Genomic DNA, 15,759 nt, shown 5'->3' with positions numbered 1-15,759 from the left:
GGGGATTAGGCGACCACCTGCGCCGCAGGCCATTGCTGATACGGAATCGGCAACTTGCGCGACTCGCCGCGGCCCATCGGGAAGTACATGAACCCATTGCGCGCCAGGCGCTCGGCATCGTACAGGTTGCGGCCATCGAAGATCACCGGCGCATTGAGGCGCTGGCGGATCAGATCGAAATCCGGCGCCTTGAATTGTTGCCACTCGGTGCAGATGATCAGCGCGTCCGCACCGTTGAGCACCGATTCCGGCGTGCCCATGAGCATCAACCGGGTTTCATCGGGATACAACTGCTGGGTTTGCTGCATGGCTTCAGGGTCGAATGCCCGCACATTGGCACCGGCGGCCCATAACGACTCGAGCAACAGGCGGCTCGGTGCATTGCGCATGTCGTCGGTGTTGGGCTTGAATGCCAGGCCCCAGACGGCGAAGGTCTTGCCCCGCAGCTCGCCTTTGTAGAAGGCCTTGAGGCGCTCGAACAGCTTGTGTTTCTGCCGCTGGTTGATGGCTTCCACCGCTTGCAGCAGGTCGCTGGAACAATGGGCCTGTTCGGCGCTGTGAATCAGGGCGCGCATGTCCTTGGGGAAGCAGGAGCCGCCATAACCGCAGCCGGGGTAGATGAAGTGGTAGCCGATGCGCGAGTCGGCGCCGATGCCCAGGCGCACCGATTCGATGTCGGCACCCAGGTGTTCGGCCAGCTCGGCGATCTGGTTGATGAAGCTGATCTTGGTCGCCAGCATGCAGTTGGCGGCGTATTTGGTCAGCTCGGCGCTGCGCAAATCCATAAACATGATGCGTTCATGGTTGCGGTTGAACGGCGCGTACAGGTCACGCATCACCTCACGCACTTCTTCGCGTTCACAGCCCACGACGATACGGTCCGGGCGCCGGCAATCGGCCACGGCCGAGCCTTCCTTGAGAAACTCGGGATTGGAGACGATATCGAACTGCAACAGGCGTCCGACCTTGATCAGGCACTTGTCGATATGCGCGCGCAGGGCATCGCCGGTGCCCACCGGCACCGTGGACTTCTCCACCAGGATCAGCGGTTGTTCACGGTGCCGTGCCACCGCTTCGCCCACCGCCATCACCTGGCTCAGGTCAGCCGAGCCATCGTCCCGGGACGGTGTGCCGACCGCGATGAACAGCACCTGGCCATGTTGCACCGCGAGTTTCTCATCGCTGGTGAACTGTAACCGTCGGGCATCCAGGCCTTCGCGTACCAGGCTGCCCAGCCCCGGTTCGAAAATGCTCACGTGGCCCTGTTGCAGGCATTCGACCTTTTTCTCGTCGACGTCCATGCAGACCACGTCGTGGCCGACTTCTGCCAACACCGCCGCTTGCACCAGGCCTACATAACCGCTACCGAACACACTGATTCTCATGGTTTGCTCCTGCCCCGATCGAGTCCGGTCAAGGTTTAGCAATGCCATGTTTCAATTCGGCTATCGGCGTCACGCCGGCCGTTGGTCGGCAGGGCATTTGACTTTCCCGGCCACGACCGGCAGCGTAGCGGCCATTCCTGTCGCCATGGCGTTTTCTGTTTCCTCTTTATCCAAGGCCGTTTCGTTTGACTGACTTACCCGCAACTGATCCAAGTGCCCTCAGACCCAATCCGCTAACCCTGTATCTCGCACGACTGGCGCCCTCCAGCCAACTGACCATGCGTTATGTCCTGCAGGACGCCGCCGATCGCCTGGGCTTTGAAGAAATGAATGTCGAGGAGATCGCCTGGCACAACCTGCAACCCGAAGATGTCATCGCCCTGGTCGCCGCCTTGCGCACCGACGGTTATGCGCCCAACACGTCATCGTTGTACGTCAATGCGGTGCGCGGGGTGATGAACGAAGCGTGGCGCATGAGCCTGATCAGCCAGGAGCACTTGTTGAAAATGCGCTCGGTCAAGGGCATCGCCGGTACGCGCCTGTCCCAGGGGCGCAACCTGCGGCGCTCATTGATCCAGGAACTGATGGAGGTTTGCGCCGCTGATCCTCGGCCACAGGGCAAGCGGGACGCCGCCGTTATCGCGATCCTGTACGGTTCGGGCATGCGTAAATCGGAGTCGGTGAATCTCGACCTCAATCAGCTCGACTTCAATGAGCGCAGCCTGCGCGTCACCGCCAAGGGCAACAAGCAGTTGATCAAGTACGCCCCGGCCTGGGCGTTCGCCAAGCTCGATGCCTGGCTGGAACTGCGCCGCTCGATGCTCAAGGAAGGCGAAGAGGACGACCCGTTCCTGTTCAATCGCATCCGCCGTGGCAGTCACATCACCCGCGAGCGCATCACCAAGCACGCGATCTATTACATCGCCCGGCAGCGGGGCGCGCAGGTGGGGGTGAAAATCATGCCGCATGATTTTCGCCGCTCGTTCATCACCCGGGTGATCGAAGAACACGACCTGTCCATCGCGCAAAAACTGGCCCATCACAGCAACATCCAGACCACCGCCAACTACGATGTGCGCGACGACAACGAGCGCCGTCGTGCGGTGGATCGCTTCGATCTTTGACGGCCATGCTCCAGGTTCGAGGGATCAGGGCTCGCTCAGCACATGCGCGTGGCCGATGGTCGAGACCTGCACGGCGCTGCCGGCAGGCGGTGCATACAGGCCGGAGCTGCGTACCAGCAATGATCGGCCGATGGGCTGATCGGCGGTGCGCGAATGCAACTCCACGGTCAAGGTGCAGGTGTTGCCGCTGAAATCCCGGTCGACCACCTTGGCACGACAGCCCGTGACACCGGTGGCGTCGGGCAGCACACTGGTCAGTTGCAACTGTTCGGGCCGTAGCATGATCTGCGCCGAGTGGTTGTTGCGGTGATTGTTGACCGGTATCCGGCCCAGGTCGCAATGGGCCCAGCCAGCCTCGATCCGCGCTGGCATGACCACGGCGTCGCCGAGAAACAGCGCGGTCTGTTCGTCGTCGGGGTAGCGATAGAGGTCCAGCGGATGGCCTGACTGCACCAGCCGGCCGTGGCGCATCACCGCCAGTTGATCGGCAAACGACAAGGCTTCGCTCTGGTCATGGGTGACCAGGATGGTGGTGACCCCCGCGTCGGCCAGCAGGCGCGCGACCATCTTGCGCATGACCGCGCGCAAGCCGGTATCGAGTGCCGAAAACGGCTCGTCCAGCAACATCAGCTGCGGCTGCTGCGCCAGCGCCCGTGCCAGCGCCACACGCTGCTGCTGGCCGCCGGACAATTCATGGGGCCAGCGCATCGCCATGTTCGCATCCAGTGCCACGCTGTCCATCAATTGCGCGACACGCTCGCGCTTTTCGCGGCCCTTGATCGACAGGCCGAAGCCGATGTTGTCGGCCACCGTCATGTGCGGGAACAAGGCGCCGTCCTGCGGGACGTAGCCAATCAAACGTTGGTGCGCCGGCACTTCATGGGTGCTGTCGACCAGGGTCTGGCCATTGAGCGACAGGCGCCCGGAGTCAGGAAACTCGAAGCCGGCAATCATCCGCAGCAAGGTGGTCTTGCCTGAGCCCGAGGGGCCGACAATGACCGTACGGCTGCCGCTGGGCACCGACAGGCTGACGTTATCCAGAGCTCGCTGGGAACCGTAGGCTTTGTTCAGTGAATGCAGTTCAAGAGTGTTCATCGGCCAGCCGTTTTTTTCGATTGGTGATACAGGAGCCCGGTCAACGGCAGCGACAACAGGATCATCAGCAGGGCATAGGGCGCCGCCGCGACATAGTCGATTTCGCTGGTCATGGCCCAGAACCCGGTCGCCAGGGTCCGTGTGCCATTGGGCGCGAGCAACAGGGTGGCGGTCAGTTCATTGGTGATCGCCAGGAACACCAGCGCCGCACCGGCAGCCGCACCCGGAGCGGCCAGGCGCAGGGTGATCAGCCATAACGCGCGGGCAGGGGAGCGGCCCAGGCTGCGGGCCATGTTTTCCAGCTCCACCGGTGCCTGAGCGATGCCGGCGCGCAGGCTCACCAGCGCCCGGGGCAGGAACATCAGCAGGTACGCCAGCAGCACGGTGACGGTGGTCTGGTAGATCGGCCGGGCAAAATGAATGGTGACGGTCACCAGTGCCAGCGCAACGACGATGCCCGGCAATGAACTGGTGATGTAGTTGCAGCTTTCCAGCAGCCGCTGCAGGCGTCCGGGATGGCGGATCGACAGCCAGGCAATCGGAATGGCGGCGCAGGTGGTCAGGGCAGCCCCCGCCACGCCCAGCATCAGGGTCTGTTGCAGCGCCGGCAGCAGCTCGCCCAGGTTCCAGGCCTGCACGCCGCCGGCGATCAGCCAGCCGCCCAGGGTGATCAAGGGCACACCCAGCGCCAGGGCGCAGGTGGTGCTCTGCAACGCCAGTGCGAGCACCCTGGCCGGGGTTTTCAGGCCCACGATCCGTTGCTCACGGGCACTCCCGGAGCCCACGCGGGCGTAGCGCGCATGGCCCCGTGCGGCGGATTCCACGGTCAGCATCACCAGGCAGCACAGGGCGAGCACGCTGGCCAGCATGTGGGCGGCAGGCCCGTTGAAGGTGGATTTGAACTGATCGAAGATCGCGGTGGTGAAGGTGTCGAAGCGGATCATCGCGTACAGGCCATATTCGGCCAGCAGGTGCAGGCCGACCAGCAACGCGCCACCGCAAATGGCCAGGCGCAACTGCGGCAGCACCACGCGAAAAAACACCGCCCACGGCTTGAGCCCCAGCGATTCGGCGACATCTTCGATAGCCGGGTCGAGGCGCCGTAAGGTCGCGGCAATCGGCAGGTACAGGAACGGGAAGTAGGCAATCACCGACACCAGCACCCCGGCGAACAAGCCGTGAATCGGCGGCACCAGGCTGACCCAGGCATAACTGTGGACGAAGGCCGGCACCGCCAGGGGCGCCGTGGCCAGCAACGACCACCAGCGACGCCCCGGCAGATCCGTGCGCTCGGTCAGCCAGGCCAGTGTCACACCCAGCGCGATACAGAGGGGAATCGTCAGCACCACCAGCAACACGGTGTTGATCAACAACTCGCCCACCCGTGGCCGGAACACCAGGGTCACCACCGTGGACCAGCCGGTCTGCAGGGACACGCCGATGACGTAGGCAATCGGCAGCAGCGCCAGCAACGACACCAGCACCGACAAACCGACCACCCACGCGCCACCGCGGCTCGCGAACACGCCGCGCGATCGTCTACGCAAATTGGCGGGTAGCGCTTGGGCGGTACCCGCGGGCAGGATTTCAGGCATCAATTAAAGCAGTCCTGCCTGAGTCATCAGCTCCACGGCTTTTTTACTGTCGAGTTTCGAGGCGTCGACGGATGGGGCGTCGAGCTGCTGCAAAGGCACCAGTTTAGGGTTGGATTCGGCGTTCTTGCCCACGGCGTATTCAAACGATTTGCCGTCCTTGAGAATGGCCTGGCCGTCCTTGCCGGTGATCCACTTGAGGAACGCCTGGGCTTGTTCCTTGTGCTTGCTGGAGGCCAGGACGCCGCCTCCGGAAATGCTGACAAACGCCCCCGGATCCTTGTGCTTGAAGTAGTGCAGGGCGGTGTTCTTGCTGTTTTCGCCGGTCTTGGCCTGATCGACGAAGCTGTAATAGTGGTAGATCACGCCGCTGTCGATCTGCCCGGCATTCACCGCCTTGAGCACCGAACTGTTGCCCCGGTAGGCCGTGAAGTTGGTCTTCATCGCCTTGAGCCAGTCCAGGGTCGCGGCTTCGCCTTTCTGTTCGAGGATGGCGGCGACGATGGCCTGGAAGTCGGCACCACCGGGCGAGGCGCCCCAGCGGCCTTTCCACTCTGGCTCGGCGAGGTCCATGATCGACTTGGGCAACTTGTCCTGGGGCAGTTTGCTCGGGTTGTAGACGAACACCGTGGAACGCGCCGCGATCCCCACCCATTTGCCGTGGGCCGGGCGGTAGGCCGGGTCGACCTGCTCCAGGGTGGCCTTGTCCACGGGGGCAAACAAGCCTGCGCCGTCGACCAGGACCATCGCCGGGGAGTTTTCGGTGAGGAACACATCCGCCGGCGAGTCGGCCCCTTCCTGCACGATCTGGTTGCCCATTTCGGTGTCGTCGCCGTTGCGCATCGTCACCGGAATGCCGGTTTCCTGGGTAAACCCTTCGACCCAGGATTTGGTCAGGCTTTCGTGCTGGGCGTTGTAGACCACGATGCCGACGGTATCGGCGGCGTATACGTGACCTGCGCTCACCAGGGCGGTGACCAGCAAGGCTTTTTTGAGGAACGAAGGGATCGTGGACTTCATGCGGCGTCAGCTCCTGTTATTGTTGGTCTTGCAGGCTGATACGAGCGAATCGACAAAAGAAGGTCGTCAATTATTCTAGATCAATACGAATCATTTGCAGCCTGTGGGAGCGAGTTTGCTCGCGATGGTGTATCAGACACATTGATGTCGCCTGACACACCATCGCGAGCAAGCTCGCTCCCACAGGGGGATGGTGTTATGGGCTGGTACTTGCGGATGGACAACCTTTTTGCGTGGAGGCCGCTGCCTGGTTGATTAGCGCCGCCAGGCGCCTGACGTTGTTCTGCTGCGCCGCCACCAGCTCATCGATGGACGGTCCCGACGGTGTCTGCAGGGTGCTGCGGCAGGTGTCCATGAGGCTTTCACTGCCATTGTTGGTACGCAGGCGCCATTTCACGTCGAGCAACCCATACTGGCCGGGAATCGAATCAAAGCGCTGCACCTCCAGCCGCACCGATACCCTGCGTTGCGGATTGTTGTTGATCATCTGGTCGGTCAGGGCACTGCGCAACTCGTCCACCAGGCTGGCCCCCCACCACTCGGTTTCGAGGATCGCCATGCCGGTATTGCCCTCGCGCACGACGATCTGCGGGCGATCGACCTGGGGCGGTACGGTGAGCATTTCAATCTGGATACCGGCGGTACTGCGTGAATTGACCGCCGGCTGGGTCGGGGTCAGGGTGTGAAACTGGATCGGATCGCTGCGGCAGGCAGCGAGTAACGACAACGCCGCGACCAACGTGATTTTCAGCGGAAAAGCCATGAATGTTGCTCCTGTGGTCATTTGCTCGGCGGCCCTTGCATATCCATCGGCGCGGCATTATCCGGGCGTCCACGAATCAGCGATTCCGGATGCCGGCCAAGGTAATCCGCCAGGTCACGCAGCGAGCGCGAGGTGCGTCCGAGTTCGTCCAGGGTCTGTCCGAGTTTTTCCCGCTGCGGCGAGTCTTCGGCCAGAGTCGAGTTGGCCGATTGCAGGGTCTTGCTCACATCGGTCAAGGTGGTTGACACGCCAGGCAGGGTCTTGGCATTGAATTGCACCAGGCCTTTGCGCAGTTCGACGAGGTTACTGTCCAGATTGGCGGCAATGCGGTCGATAGGCAGTTGGTTGATCTTGTTGACCATGCCCTCGAGTTTTTCCTGCAATTGTTCGAGGCTGCCTGGAACGGTCGGAATGCTGACTGGACGGGCGCTTTGATCAAATACGACTTTTTCCGCCTTAGGGTAGAAGTCCAGGGAAATGTACAGCTGGCCGGTCAGCAGGTTGCCGGTGCGAGCCTGGGCGCGCAGGCCGTTGTCGATAAAGGTACCGATCACGCGTACGGCGGCGGCTTCATCCTTGGGATCGTGATTGAGGGTCTGGAGCATCTTCGTGTGCGCTCGGCCCAGGCGCTGCGGATAAATCATGATGCCGACGTTGACCGGGAAGGTGCGTTTTTTCGCGTCGAAATCCAGATTGACCGACACCACCTTGCCGATTTCGATGCCGAGGAATTCCACCGGGGCATCGACCTTGAGGCCGCGCAAGGCCTGGTCGAAACGCAAGGTCATGAACTGTCCCTTGCCACTGGGCGGGGCGAGGGCCGTTTGCTGGTCCTGGAACAGTTCGTAGGCATATTCCTCCGGGGCCGGTTTGTCGTCGGGGCTGTATTCCGGCGCACGGAACGCAACGCCGCCCACCAGCAAGGACGACAGGGACTCGGTCTTGACCGCAAAACCATTGGCGCCGACACTCACGTCAACACCGCTGGCGTTCCAGAATCGGGTGTTCTCGGTGACGTACTTGTCGTTGGGTGCGTGGATGAACAGTTCGATGTTCACCCCCTTGCCATCGGGGTCCAGCGCGTAGGCCACGACCTGGCCGACCGGAATCTTGCGGTAGTAGACCGGCGAGCCGATATCCAGAGAACCGAGGTCCTGGGTATGCAAGGTGAAGCGTTTGCCCGGTTCGCCATAGGTGATGGCTGGCGGGTTTTCCAGGCCTTCAAAGTTCTTCGCGCGGGCATTGTCCTGGCCGATATCGGCGCCGATGTAATCCCCTGACAACAGGGTATCGATTCCCGAAACCCCGCCAGCGCCGATCCGCGGCCGGACCACCCAGAACTGCGAGTCCTTGCGGGTAAAGCTTTCAGCCTGTTTCACCAGCTTGATCGTCGCATCGACGCTCTTCTGGTCGTTGCTCAACGCCACGTCCGACACATGGCCGATCACTACGTTGCGGTATTTCACCTCGGTCTTGTTGGCGGTCAGGCCGCTGCCGGTCTTGAACTTGACGGTAATGGTCGGCCCCTCCTGCAAGATGCTGTGGACCACCAGCGATATCCCTACCAGCACCGCGACAATCGGCACGATCCACACCATCGAAAAGCTGAAACGGCGGGTCTTGATCGGAGCCTGCCCCGGGACCAGCGGCCCGTCAGTGGCTTGTGACTTCATCCGTGACCTCCTCATTTTGTGGTTGTTGCCGCTCTTTATCCCAGATCAGTCGCGGATCGAAACTCATCGCCGCGAGCATGGTGAACACCACCACCAGACCAAAGAACAGGATGCCCGGGCGCGGTTCGATATCGGCCAGGGCCTGGAATTTCACCAGCGAGGCCACCAGGGCGACCACGATGACGTCCAGCATCGACCAATAACCGATAAGTTCGACGAACCGATACATTTGCGAGCGCTGCCTGAGCGCCCATTGACTGTCGCGTTGAACGGTCACCAGCAGCAGCGTCAGGGCGACGAACTTGACGCCCGGTACCGCAATACTGGCGATGAAAATGATCAGGGCAATGTCCCAGGCGCCGTGCTGCCAGAACTCGATCACGCCGCTCATGATCGTGCTGTCGGCACCGTCGCCGACCATCTTGGTGTTCATCACCGGCAACAGGTTGGCCGGCACATAAAACACCAGGGCGGTGATCATGTAAGCCCAGGTTCGGGTCAGTGAGTTGGTTTTACGCCGATGCAGAGGGGCACCGCAGCGCTCGCATTCGTGGGGATCACCGGTCATGTCGCAGGCCAGGCCGCAGCTGTGGCACAGGCACAGGTTGAGGTCGCGGGCAAAGGGAGGCATGGTCATACGAGGTCCCACAGTTCACGAATATCGCGACCGGCAATGCGGATCATCATCAGGCTGAGGACGGCCAGGGCGAACAGACCGATGCCGGGCAGCACATCCAGCAACCCGGCGAGCTTGATCACCGCAACCATCGCGCCCAGCAGGCAGACCTCCAGCATGCTCCAGGGCCGCAGGGTTTCCAGCCAGCGCATGCAGAAGCTGAAACCCGGCGCGCGCTGGTGCCTGAGGGCGAAGCCCAGCACCCAGATCAGCAGCAACAACTGAAAGATCGGTGCGATGATCATGGCGATCGCCGCCACCAGGGCAATGAAGGTGATGGGCCCCAGGCTCAGCGCCACCACCGAATCCCAAAGCGTTGCACTGTTTTTCAGGCCTTTGAGGCTGATGCTCATGACCGGATAGAAGTTGGCGAAAATCCACAGCATCAACGCGGCGAAAGTCAACGCCAGGCGTTGCTCCACGGTCAGGCCGTTATAACGCTGAAGCACGCCGCCGCAGCGGGTGCACAGGGTTTTCTGGTGTTTGGCGAGCGTCACTTTTTCGTACACGCTGTCGCAGTGCTCGCAGATGATCAGCTGATCAGTAGTTGCCATAGGCCAGGCTCAACAGGAGGCAGGAAGTTCAGAGCACCCCCTCAATATAGAAGTGACTCGCAATTGAGCAAATCGAAAGGCTAAACAGAGAGATGGGGAAGGACGTATCGTTGATACCCTGTAGGAGCTGCCGCAGGCTGCGATCTTTTGATTTTGCTTTCAAAAAAACAAGATCAAAAGATCGCAGCCTGCGGCAGCTCCTACAGGGGCGGTTAGCCGAGGAGTTCGCGCATGCGGTACCAGAGCATGCCCAGGGCCAGCAGCGGCGAACGCAGGGCGCGGCCACCAGGAAAGGTCATGTGCGGCACGGCACTGAATACGTCGAAGCCTTTGCTGTGACCGGCATGGATCGCTTCGCCCAACAATTTCGCGCACCAGTGGGTCACGTTGACGCCATGGCCGGAGTAACCCTGGGCGTAGAACACGTTCGGGTATTGGCTCAGGCGCCCGACCTGGGGGAAGCGATTGGCGGTGATGCCGATCTTGCCGCCCCATTGGTAGTCGATGCGCACATTCGCCAGTTGCGGGAAGACCTTGAGCATCTGCGGGCGCATGTAGGCGCTGATATCCGCCGGATCACGCCCGGAATAATGGCAGGCTCCGCCAAACAGCAGGCGCCGGTCGGCCGAGAGCCGGTAATAGTCCAGGCCGACTTTCTGGTCGCACAGCGCCAGGTTGTGCGGGATCAACTGTGCGGCAAGCTGCGCCGACAAGGGTTCGGTGGCGATGATGTAGCTGCCCGCCGGGAGCACTTTTCCGCTGAGTTTCGGTTCAAGTTCTTCCAGATGCGCATTGCAGCCCAGGACCAGACTGCTGGCGCGTACCGTGCCACTTGCACAACGAATTTGAACAGTACTGCCATGGATCAACTCCAGTACCGGGCTTTGCTCGAAAATCCGCACACCAAGGGATAACGCGAGTTTCGCTTCGCCAAGCACCAGGTTCAGCGGGTGCAGGTGCCCCGAACCCATGTCGACCAGGCCACCGGCATACACGCTGGAATTCACCACCTGCTCACGGATCTGCGCAGATTCGACCAGACGGGTTTCATGGGCGTAACCGGATTCCTTGAGCGCAGCGTGTTCAGCCTGCAACCCGGCGAACTGCGACGGGGTGTTGGCCAGCTCGCAGAAACCCCAGCGCAAGTCGCAATCGATGCTGTGTTCACGGATTCGGTTGCCCACCAGTTGCACCGATTCAGTCCCGGCATGCTCCAGGTAGCGCACACCTTCAACCCCGACATGCTTGGCGAAACCGCTGACGTCATGGCCGATGCCGCGAATCAGCTGCCCGCCGTTGCGCCCGCTGGCGCCCCAGCCGATCCGCCGGCCTTCCAGCAGGATCACCGAGAGCCCGCGTTGGGCCAGTTCGATGGCCGTGTTGACGCCGGTAAAGCCGCCGCCAATCACGCAGACATCGGCCACCAGGTCTTCGGTCAGCGTGGGGTAGGGCACCATGCCATTGGCCGACGCGGCGTAATAGGAATGGGCGTGTTCGTGGGTGTACTGGTTCATTGGTTGGACTTCACTTTGCTCCAGGAACGCGTCATCAAGCGCATGATCGACTGCGGCGGCGTGGTCGAGATGTATAGCTTGTCGAGCACTTCCTGCGGCGGGTAAACCTCAGGGTTGTTGACCAGTTCCGGATCCATGTATTGCTTGGCGGTCGGGTTCGGGTTGGCATAACCGACCGAGGCGCTGACCTTGGCGATCACTTGCGGGTCGAGCAGGTAATTGATGAAGGCGTGGGCTTCTTTCGGGTTGCCGGCGTCCGCCGGGATGGCCAGCAGGTCGAACCACAGGTTCGCGCCTTCCTTGGGAATGGCATAGGCGATGTTCACGTTGTTCTTGGCTTCCTTGGCGCGGTTGGCGGCCTGGAACACGTCACCGGAGTAACCGAACGCCACGCAGATGTCGCCGTTGGCCAGGTCCGAGACATACTTGGAGGAGTGGAAATAGGTGATGTACGGACGGATGCTCAGCAGCTTGGCTTCGGCCTTTTTGAAGTCATCGGGATTCTCGCTGCGCGGGTCCATGCCCATGTAGTTGAGCACCGCGGGGAACACTTCATCCGCCGAGTCCATCATCGACACGCCGCAGGCGCTCAGCTTCTTGATGTTTTCCGGCTCGAACAGCACGGCCCAGGAATCGATGTGGTCAATGCCCAGCACCTGCTTGACCTTGTCGACGTTGTAGCCGATGCCGTTGGTGCCCCACAGGTATGGCACCGAGTGCGCGTTACCCGGGTCGTTTTTTTCCAGCAGGGCCAGCAGTTTCGGGTCCAGGTTCTTGAAGTTCGGCAGTTGCTCGCGGTCGAGCTTGAGGAACGCGCCGGCCTTCACCTGGCGGGCGAGGAAGTGGTTGGACGGCACGACCACGTCATACCCGGTACGCCCGGCAAGCAGTTTGCCTTCCAGGGTTTCGTTGGAATCGAAAACGTCGTAGATCACCTTGATCCCGGTTTTGGCCTGGAAGTCGGCGAGGGTGGTCTCGCCGATGTAGTCGGTCCAGTTGTAGACACTGACCTGTGGCTGAGCCTGGGCAACGGCGCTGAACAAGACCGCGAGCGCGGCCGGGACCATGGATTTCAATAGACGCATAACGATACCTTCTTGGAATTATTGGATTTTGCAGGCGTTGGCGTTCCCCTTGTGGGAGCGGGCTTGCTCGCGAAGGCGTCAGGTCAGTCACCCTTTATGTTGAATGACACACCGCTTTCGCGAGCAAGCCCGCTCCCACAGGGGGACGTGGACTCATGCAGGGAGATGGTTGTCAGACGCTCAGCAACAGGAACTCGCGCTCCCACGAACTGATCACGCGCTTGAAGTTCTCGTGCTCGGCACGCTTGACTGCGACATAGCCACGCACGAACTTGTCGCCCAGGTAGCGGCTCACGGTGTCGCATTCTTCCATCTGCGTCAGCGCGTCTTCGATGGTGATCGGCAACCGCAGGTTGCGCCGCTCATAAGCCCGACCCTGTACCGCGGCGCTTGGTTCAATGCGCTCGACCATGCCCAGGTACCCACACAGCAGGCTGGCGGCGATGGCCAGGTAAGGGTTGGCATCGGCCCCCGGCAAGCGGTTTTCCACGCGCATGGCATCGGGGCTCGAGGTCGGCACGCGCAGGCCGACGGTACGGTTTTCTTCGCCCCATTCGACGTTCACCGGTGCCGAAGTGTCCGGCAGGAAGCGGCGGAACGAGTTGACGTTCGGTGCGAACATCGGCAGCACTTTGGGGATGTACTTCTGCAAGCCACCGATGTGGTGCAGGAACAACTCGCTCATGTTGCCGTCGGCATCGGCAAAGATCGGCTGGCCGGTGGCGATGTCCACCACGCTCTGGTGAATGTGCATGGCGCTGCCCGGCTCATCGCCGACCGGCTTGGCCATGAAGGTCGCCGCGACGTTGTGCTTGAGCGCCGCCTCGCGCATGGTGCGCTTGAACACGGTGATCTGGTCGGCCAGGTCCAGCGCATCGCCATGGCGAAAGTTGATTTCCATCTGCGCCGGGCCGTCTTCGTGGATCAGCGTGTCGAGGTCCAGGCCCTGGAGTTCGCACCAGTCGTAGACATCTTCGAACAGCGGGTCGAATTCGTTGGCGGCGTCGATGGAGAACGACTGGCGACCGCTTTCGGCGCGACCGGATCGGCCCATCGGGGCCTTGAGTGGCAAGTCCGGGTCTTCGCAGCGCTGGGTCAGGTAAAACTCCATTTCCGGCGCGACGATCGGCCGCCAGCCTTTGTCGGTGTACAGCTGCAGGACTTTCTTGAGCACGTTGCGCGGCGACAATTCGATCGGGTTGCCGAACTTGTCAAAGGTGTCGTGAATCACGATGGCGGTCGGCTCGATCGCCCATGGCACCACGTACACCGCATCGGACACCGGCTTGCAGACCATGTCGATATCGGCAGGATCGAGCAGGTCGTAGTAGATGTCGTCGTCGACAAAGTCCCCGGTTACCGTTTGCAACAGCACACTTTCCGGCAGGCGCATGCCTCGCTCATGCAGGAACTTGTTGGTGGGTGCGATTTTGCCGCGTGCAATGCCGGTCAGGTCGCTGACGACGCACTCGACTTCGGTAATCTTGTGATCTTTCAGCCAAGTGAACAGCTGATCGAAAGGGGCATTCATAAAGACCTCGTTATTGGTTTTGTTAACGCGGGAGAAAGTCGATTCATCTGTAGGACGCTTCCCCTGTAGCGCGTTGACGTCTATCTTGGGCGAGGCTTACGGTTCCATCTATCCACTTTTAGCAACACAAAACGCACCAAAAGAGTGCGTAAGGTCACCCATGACAGCTTGCAATTCGTTACAGGTCCAAGCATTCAGTACCGTCGATGTCGCCGAGCAAATCCGCGCCACACCGGGCTGGGTCCAGCATTACCAACAGATGTCGCCGGGACATTTCGCAGGATTGGTGCGCTATCTGGATCTACAGGGCGTCGAGATCTACGAGGAACAGATGAACACCCGGGTCGAGCAGAATTTCAGTGCGCCGCAAGGTTCGCTGGCGTTCTGTTTCGATCGCAGCGACAACGCGCTGTACGTGTTGAACGGTGAAAGCCGCAACATCTGGATCACTCCGGAGAACTACCAGGAAATCGCCGTGGTGTTCGGCCCGGACTTCGTCAAGCGCCATGGGCTGGACGTCGCGCGGCTGGAGGGGTTGTTCCTGGCGCCGCTAAACTCGCAGCAGAATGCCTTGTTCAGTCGCTGGCTCAGCGCAACCCTGACCCAGCTGTCGCAGACCTACGACCCGCCCAGCCGCGAAGCCTTGACCCAACAGTTGTTGGAGGACTGTCTGTTCATCCTCGACAACGCCTGCGTGCGCCTCGACCAGGGCGCCCTGCAGCGTCGGGCCGGGGAGCGGGCGATCATGCAGCGGGTAGGGGAATGGGCGGCGGACAGCCCGGAGGAGCAGCTCAACCTGCTGGAGTTGTCCCGGGTCGCCGGGGTTTCGCTGCGCCAGCTGCAACACGCGTTCAAGACCTACACCGGCATGGCGCCGACCCAGTGGCTGCGCCTGCGCCGCCTCAACAGTGCCCGCCGCGAACTGCTCAGCCGCACGCCGACGCAAACCACCGTGGCCGAAGTGGCCATGCACTGGTCGTTCTGGCATCTGGGACGGTTTTCCAGCAGCTATCGCGCGCTGTTCAAGGAACTGCCGAGCGACACCCTCAAGCGTGCATGTGTCGCTCAGGCAAGCGGGCGCGGCCGGCGTTAGAAGGTCGGCGGGGTGATCACCCAGATCACCACGGCATCCACCTCGCCAGGGTTACCGTAGCGGTGCGGCTCCTGGCTGGAGAAACTGAAACTGTCGCCTTCATTGAGCTGGAAGTAGCGCTCGCCGACCCACAACTCGAAGCTGCCCGACAGCAGGTAACCGGCTTCTTCGCCGTCGTGGCTGTAGCTTTGCTGGCTGTAGGTGCCGGGCGGGAAACGCGAGTGGAGCATTTCCAGCTGGCGGTTGACTTGCGGGGTCAACAGCTGATCGACGATGCCGTCTTCGTAATGCACGTTCAGGCGGCTGTGCTTGCGCACGACAATACCGTCGTCTTCAGGATCGGTGATCGCCTCGCTGGCGAAGAACCACTGGATAGTCACGCCGAGACTGCGGGCGATGTTGAACAGCGCCGGGATCGACGGATAGGCGAGGTTGCGTTCCAGCTGGCTGATGTAGCCGGCGGTCAGTTCGCTCTGTTGCGCCAGTTCCGCCAGGGTCATGCCCCGACGTTTGCGCAGGCCGCGGATGCGCGTGCCGAGGAAATGCGGTTCGGCGCTACCTGATGCGGCCTGGGTCTTGCTGCTGTTGCTCATGGCGAATTCCAAACCGGGTAGAACGTGAACCCTTGTAGGAGCTGGCTTGCCAGCGATGGTC

At 61.5% G+C, this 15,759-nt stretch carries 14 protein-coding genes; 2 read left to right on the top strand and 12 right to left on the bottom strand.

What is annotated here, in order from left to right:
• Window positions 1–5 precede the first annotated feature (5 nt).
• On the bottom strand, window positions 6–1,385 hold the full coding sequence (locus NPS56_RS17595; RefSeq protein WP_274075769.1) for a UDP-glucose dehydrogenase family protein: 1,380 nt from the start codon (window positions 1,383–1,385) through the stop codon (window positions 6–8).
• Window positions 1,386–1,570: 185 nt separating this feature from the next.
• On the opposite strand from NPS56_RS17595, the gene NPS56_RS17590 reads away from it, so the two are divergent.
• Window positions 1,571–2,509 carry a site-specific integrase gene (locus tag NPS56_RS17590; protein ID WP_408596186.1) on the top strand — a complete coding sequence of 313 codons (939 nt, stop codon included), beginning with the start codon at window positions 1,571–1,573 and terminating at the stop codon, window positions 2,507–2,509.
• Between the two features lie 24 nt (window positions 2,510–2,533).
• Here NPS56_RS17590 and NPS56_RS17585 read toward each other — a convergent pair whose 3' ends face one another.
• From NPS56_RS17585 to NPS56_RS17540, 10 genes are all read right to left on the bottom strand, one after another.
• Complete coding sequence (locus NPS56_RS17585) at window positions 2,534–3,604, bottom strand: ABC transporter ATP-binding protein (RefSeq protein WP_274075768.1); 1,071 nt, start codon at window positions 3,602–3,604, stop codon at window positions 2,534–2,536.
• Window positions 3,601–5,199 (bottom strand): ABC transporter permease, encoded by a 1,599-nt coding sequence (locus NPS56_RS17580; RefSeq protein WP_274075767.1) that lies wholly within the window; start codon window positions 5,197–5,199, stop codon window positions 3,601–3,603. The genes NPS56_RS17585 and NPS56_RS17580 overlap by 4 nt, the downstream gene beginning before the upstream one ends.
• A gap of 3 nt (window positions 5,200–5,202) precedes the next feature.
• On the bottom strand, window positions 5,203–6,216 hold the full coding sequence (locus NPS56_RS17575) for an iron ABC transporter substrate-binding protein (protein ID WP_274075766.1): 1,014 nt from the start codon (window positions 6,214–6,216) through the stop codon (window positions 5,203–5,205).
• A gap of 196 nt (window positions 6,217–6,412) precedes the next feature.
• The gene (locus NPS56_RS17570) at window positions 6,413–6,979 is read right to left on the bottom strand and encodes a PqiC family protein (RefSeq protein WP_274075765.1); all 567 of its coding nucleotides are present in this window, start codon (window positions 6,977–6,979) and stop codon (window positions 6,413–6,415) included.
• 17 nt (window positions 6,980–6,996) lie between these two features.
• Window positions 6,997–8,652, bottom strand: a complete 1,656-nt coding sequence (locus tag NPS56_RS17565) for an intermembrane transport protein PqiB (RefSeq protein WP_274075764.1) — start codon at window positions 8,650–8,652, stop codon at window positions 6,997–6,999.
• On the bottom strand, window positions 8,633–9,289 hold the full coding sequence (locus NPS56_RS17560) for a paraquat-inducible protein A (RefSeq protein ID WP_274075763.1): 657 nt from the start codon (window positions 9,287–9,289) through the stop codon (window positions 8,633–8,635). The genes NPS56_RS17565 and NPS56_RS17560 overlap by 20 nt, the downstream gene beginning before the upstream one ends.
• On the bottom strand, window positions 9,286–9,882 hold the full coding sequence (locus tag NPS56_RS17555; RefSeq protein WP_274075762.1) for a paraquat-inducible protein A: 597 nt from the start codon (window positions 9,880–9,882) through the stop codon (window positions 9,286–9,288). Before NPS56_RS17555 ends, NPS56_RS17560 begins: the two co-directional genes overlap by 4 nt.
• A 212-nt stretch (window positions 9,883–10,094) precedes the next feature.
• Window positions 10,095–11,396: an NAD(P)/FAD-dependent oxidoreductase gene (locus NPS56_RS17550; RefSeq protein WP_274075761.1), complete on the bottom strand. Its 1,302-nt coding sequence runs from the start codon at window positions 11,394–11,396 to the stop codon at window positions 10,095–10,097.
• Window positions 11,393–12,481, bottom strand: coding sequence for a polyamine ABC transporter substrate-binding protein (locus NPS56_RS17545; protein WP_274075760.1), 1,089 nt, complete (start codon window positions 12,479–12,481; stop codon window positions 11,393–11,395). Before NPS56_RS17545 ends, NPS56_RS17550 begins: the two co-directional genes overlap by 4 nt.
• Before the next feature lie 172 nt (window positions 12,482–12,653).
• The gene (locus NPS56_RS17540; protein WP_274075759.1) at window positions 12,654–14,012 is read right to left on the bottom strand and encodes a glutamine synthetase family protein; all 1,359 of its coding nucleotides are present in this window, start codon (window positions 14,010–14,012) and stop codon (window positions 12,654–12,656) included.
• A gap of 160 nt (window positions 14,013–14,172) precedes the next feature.
• Between NPS56_RS17540 and NPS56_RS17535 the strand changes: the two genes are divergently transcribed.
• Window positions 14,173–15,105 (top strand): helix-turn-helix domain-containing protein, encoded by a 933-nt coding sequence (locus tag NPS56_RS17535; RefSeq protein WP_274075758.1) that lies wholly within the window; start codon window positions 14,173–14,175, stop codon window positions 15,103–15,105.
• Here the strand turns inward: NPS56_RS17535 and NPS56_RS17530 are convergent.
• The gene (locus NPS56_RS17530) at window positions 15,102–15,698 is read right to left on the bottom strand and encodes a cupin domain-containing protein (protein WP_274075757.1); all 597 of its coding nucleotides are present in this window, start codon (window positions 15,696–15,698) and stop codon (window positions 15,102–15,104) included. The two genes, NPS56_RS17535 and NPS56_RS17530, sit on opposite strands and share 4 nt — an antisense overlap.
• Window positions 15,699–15,759: the final 61 nt, after the last annotated feature.

It is taken from the genome of Pseudomonas putida (assembly GCF_028682635.1).
Taxonomy (GTDB): domain Bacteria; phylum Pseudomonadota; class Gammaproteobacteria; order Pseudomonadales; family Pseudomonadaceae; genus Aquipseudomonas; species Aquipseudomonas putida_AE.
This window is presented reverse-complemented; position numbering and strand designations above follow the sequence as displayed.

What these genes read in the sequence shown, in the direction of transcription:
- NPS56_RS17585 (WP_274075768.1), bottom strand. Translation starts at nt 3,604, where the DNA reads ATGAACACTCTTGAACTGCATTCACTGAACAAAGCCTACGGTTCCCAG.
- NPS56_RS17580 (WP_274075767.1), bottom strand. Translation starts at nt 5,199, where the DNA reads ATGCCTGAAATCCTGCCCGCGGGTACCGCCCAAGCGCTACCCGCCAAT.
- NPS56_RS17555 (WP_274075762.1), bottom strand. Translation starts at nt 9,882, where the DNA reads ATGGCAACTACTGATCAGCTGATCATCTGCGAGCACTGCGACAGCGTG.
- NPS56_RS17565 (WP_274075764.1), bottom strand. Translation starts at nt 8,652, where the DNA reads ATGAAGTCACAAGCCACTGACGGGCCGCTGGTCCCGGGGCAGGCTCCG.
- NPS56_RS17560 (WP_274075763.1), bottom strand. Translation starts at nt 9,289, where the DNA reads ATGACCATGCCTCCCTTTGCCCGCGACCTCAACCTGTGCCTGTGCCAC.
- NPS56_RS17550 (WP_274075761.1), bottom strand. Translation starts at nt 11,396, where the DNA reads ATGAACCAGTACACCCACGAACACGCCCATTCCTATTACGCCGCGTCG.
- NPS56_RS17530 (WP_274075757.1), bottom strand. Translation starts at nt 15,698, where the DNA reads ATGAGCAACAGCAGCAAGACCCAGGCCGCATCAGGTAGCGCCGAACCG.
- NPS56_RS17535 (WP_274075758.1), top strand. Translation starts at nt 14,173, where the DNA reads ATGACAGCTTGCAATTCGTTACAGGTCCAAGCATTCAGTACCGTCGAT.
- NPS56_RS17540 (WP_274075759.1), bottom strand. Translation starts at nt 14,012, where the DNA reads ATGAATGCCCCTTTCGATCAGCTGTTCACTTGGCTGAAAGATCACAAG.
- NPS56_RS17595 (WP_274075769.1), bottom strand. Translation starts at nt 1,385, where the DNA reads ATGAGAATCAGTGTGTTCGGTAGCGGTTATGTAGGCCTGGTGCAAGCG.
- NPS56_RS17570 (WP_274075765.1), bottom strand. Translation starts at nt 6,979, where the DNA reads ATGGCTTTTCCGCTGAAAATCACGTTGGTCGCGGCGTTGTCGTTACTC.
- NPS56_RS17575 (WP_274075766.1), bottom strand. Translation starts at nt 6,216, where the DNA reads ATGAAGTCCACGATCCCTTCGTTCCTCAAAAAAGCCTTGCTGGTCACC.
- NPS56_RS17545 (WP_274075760.1), bottom strand. Translation starts at nt 12,481, where the DNA reads ATGCGTCTATTGAAATCCATGGTCCCGGCCGCGCTCGCGGTCTTGTTC.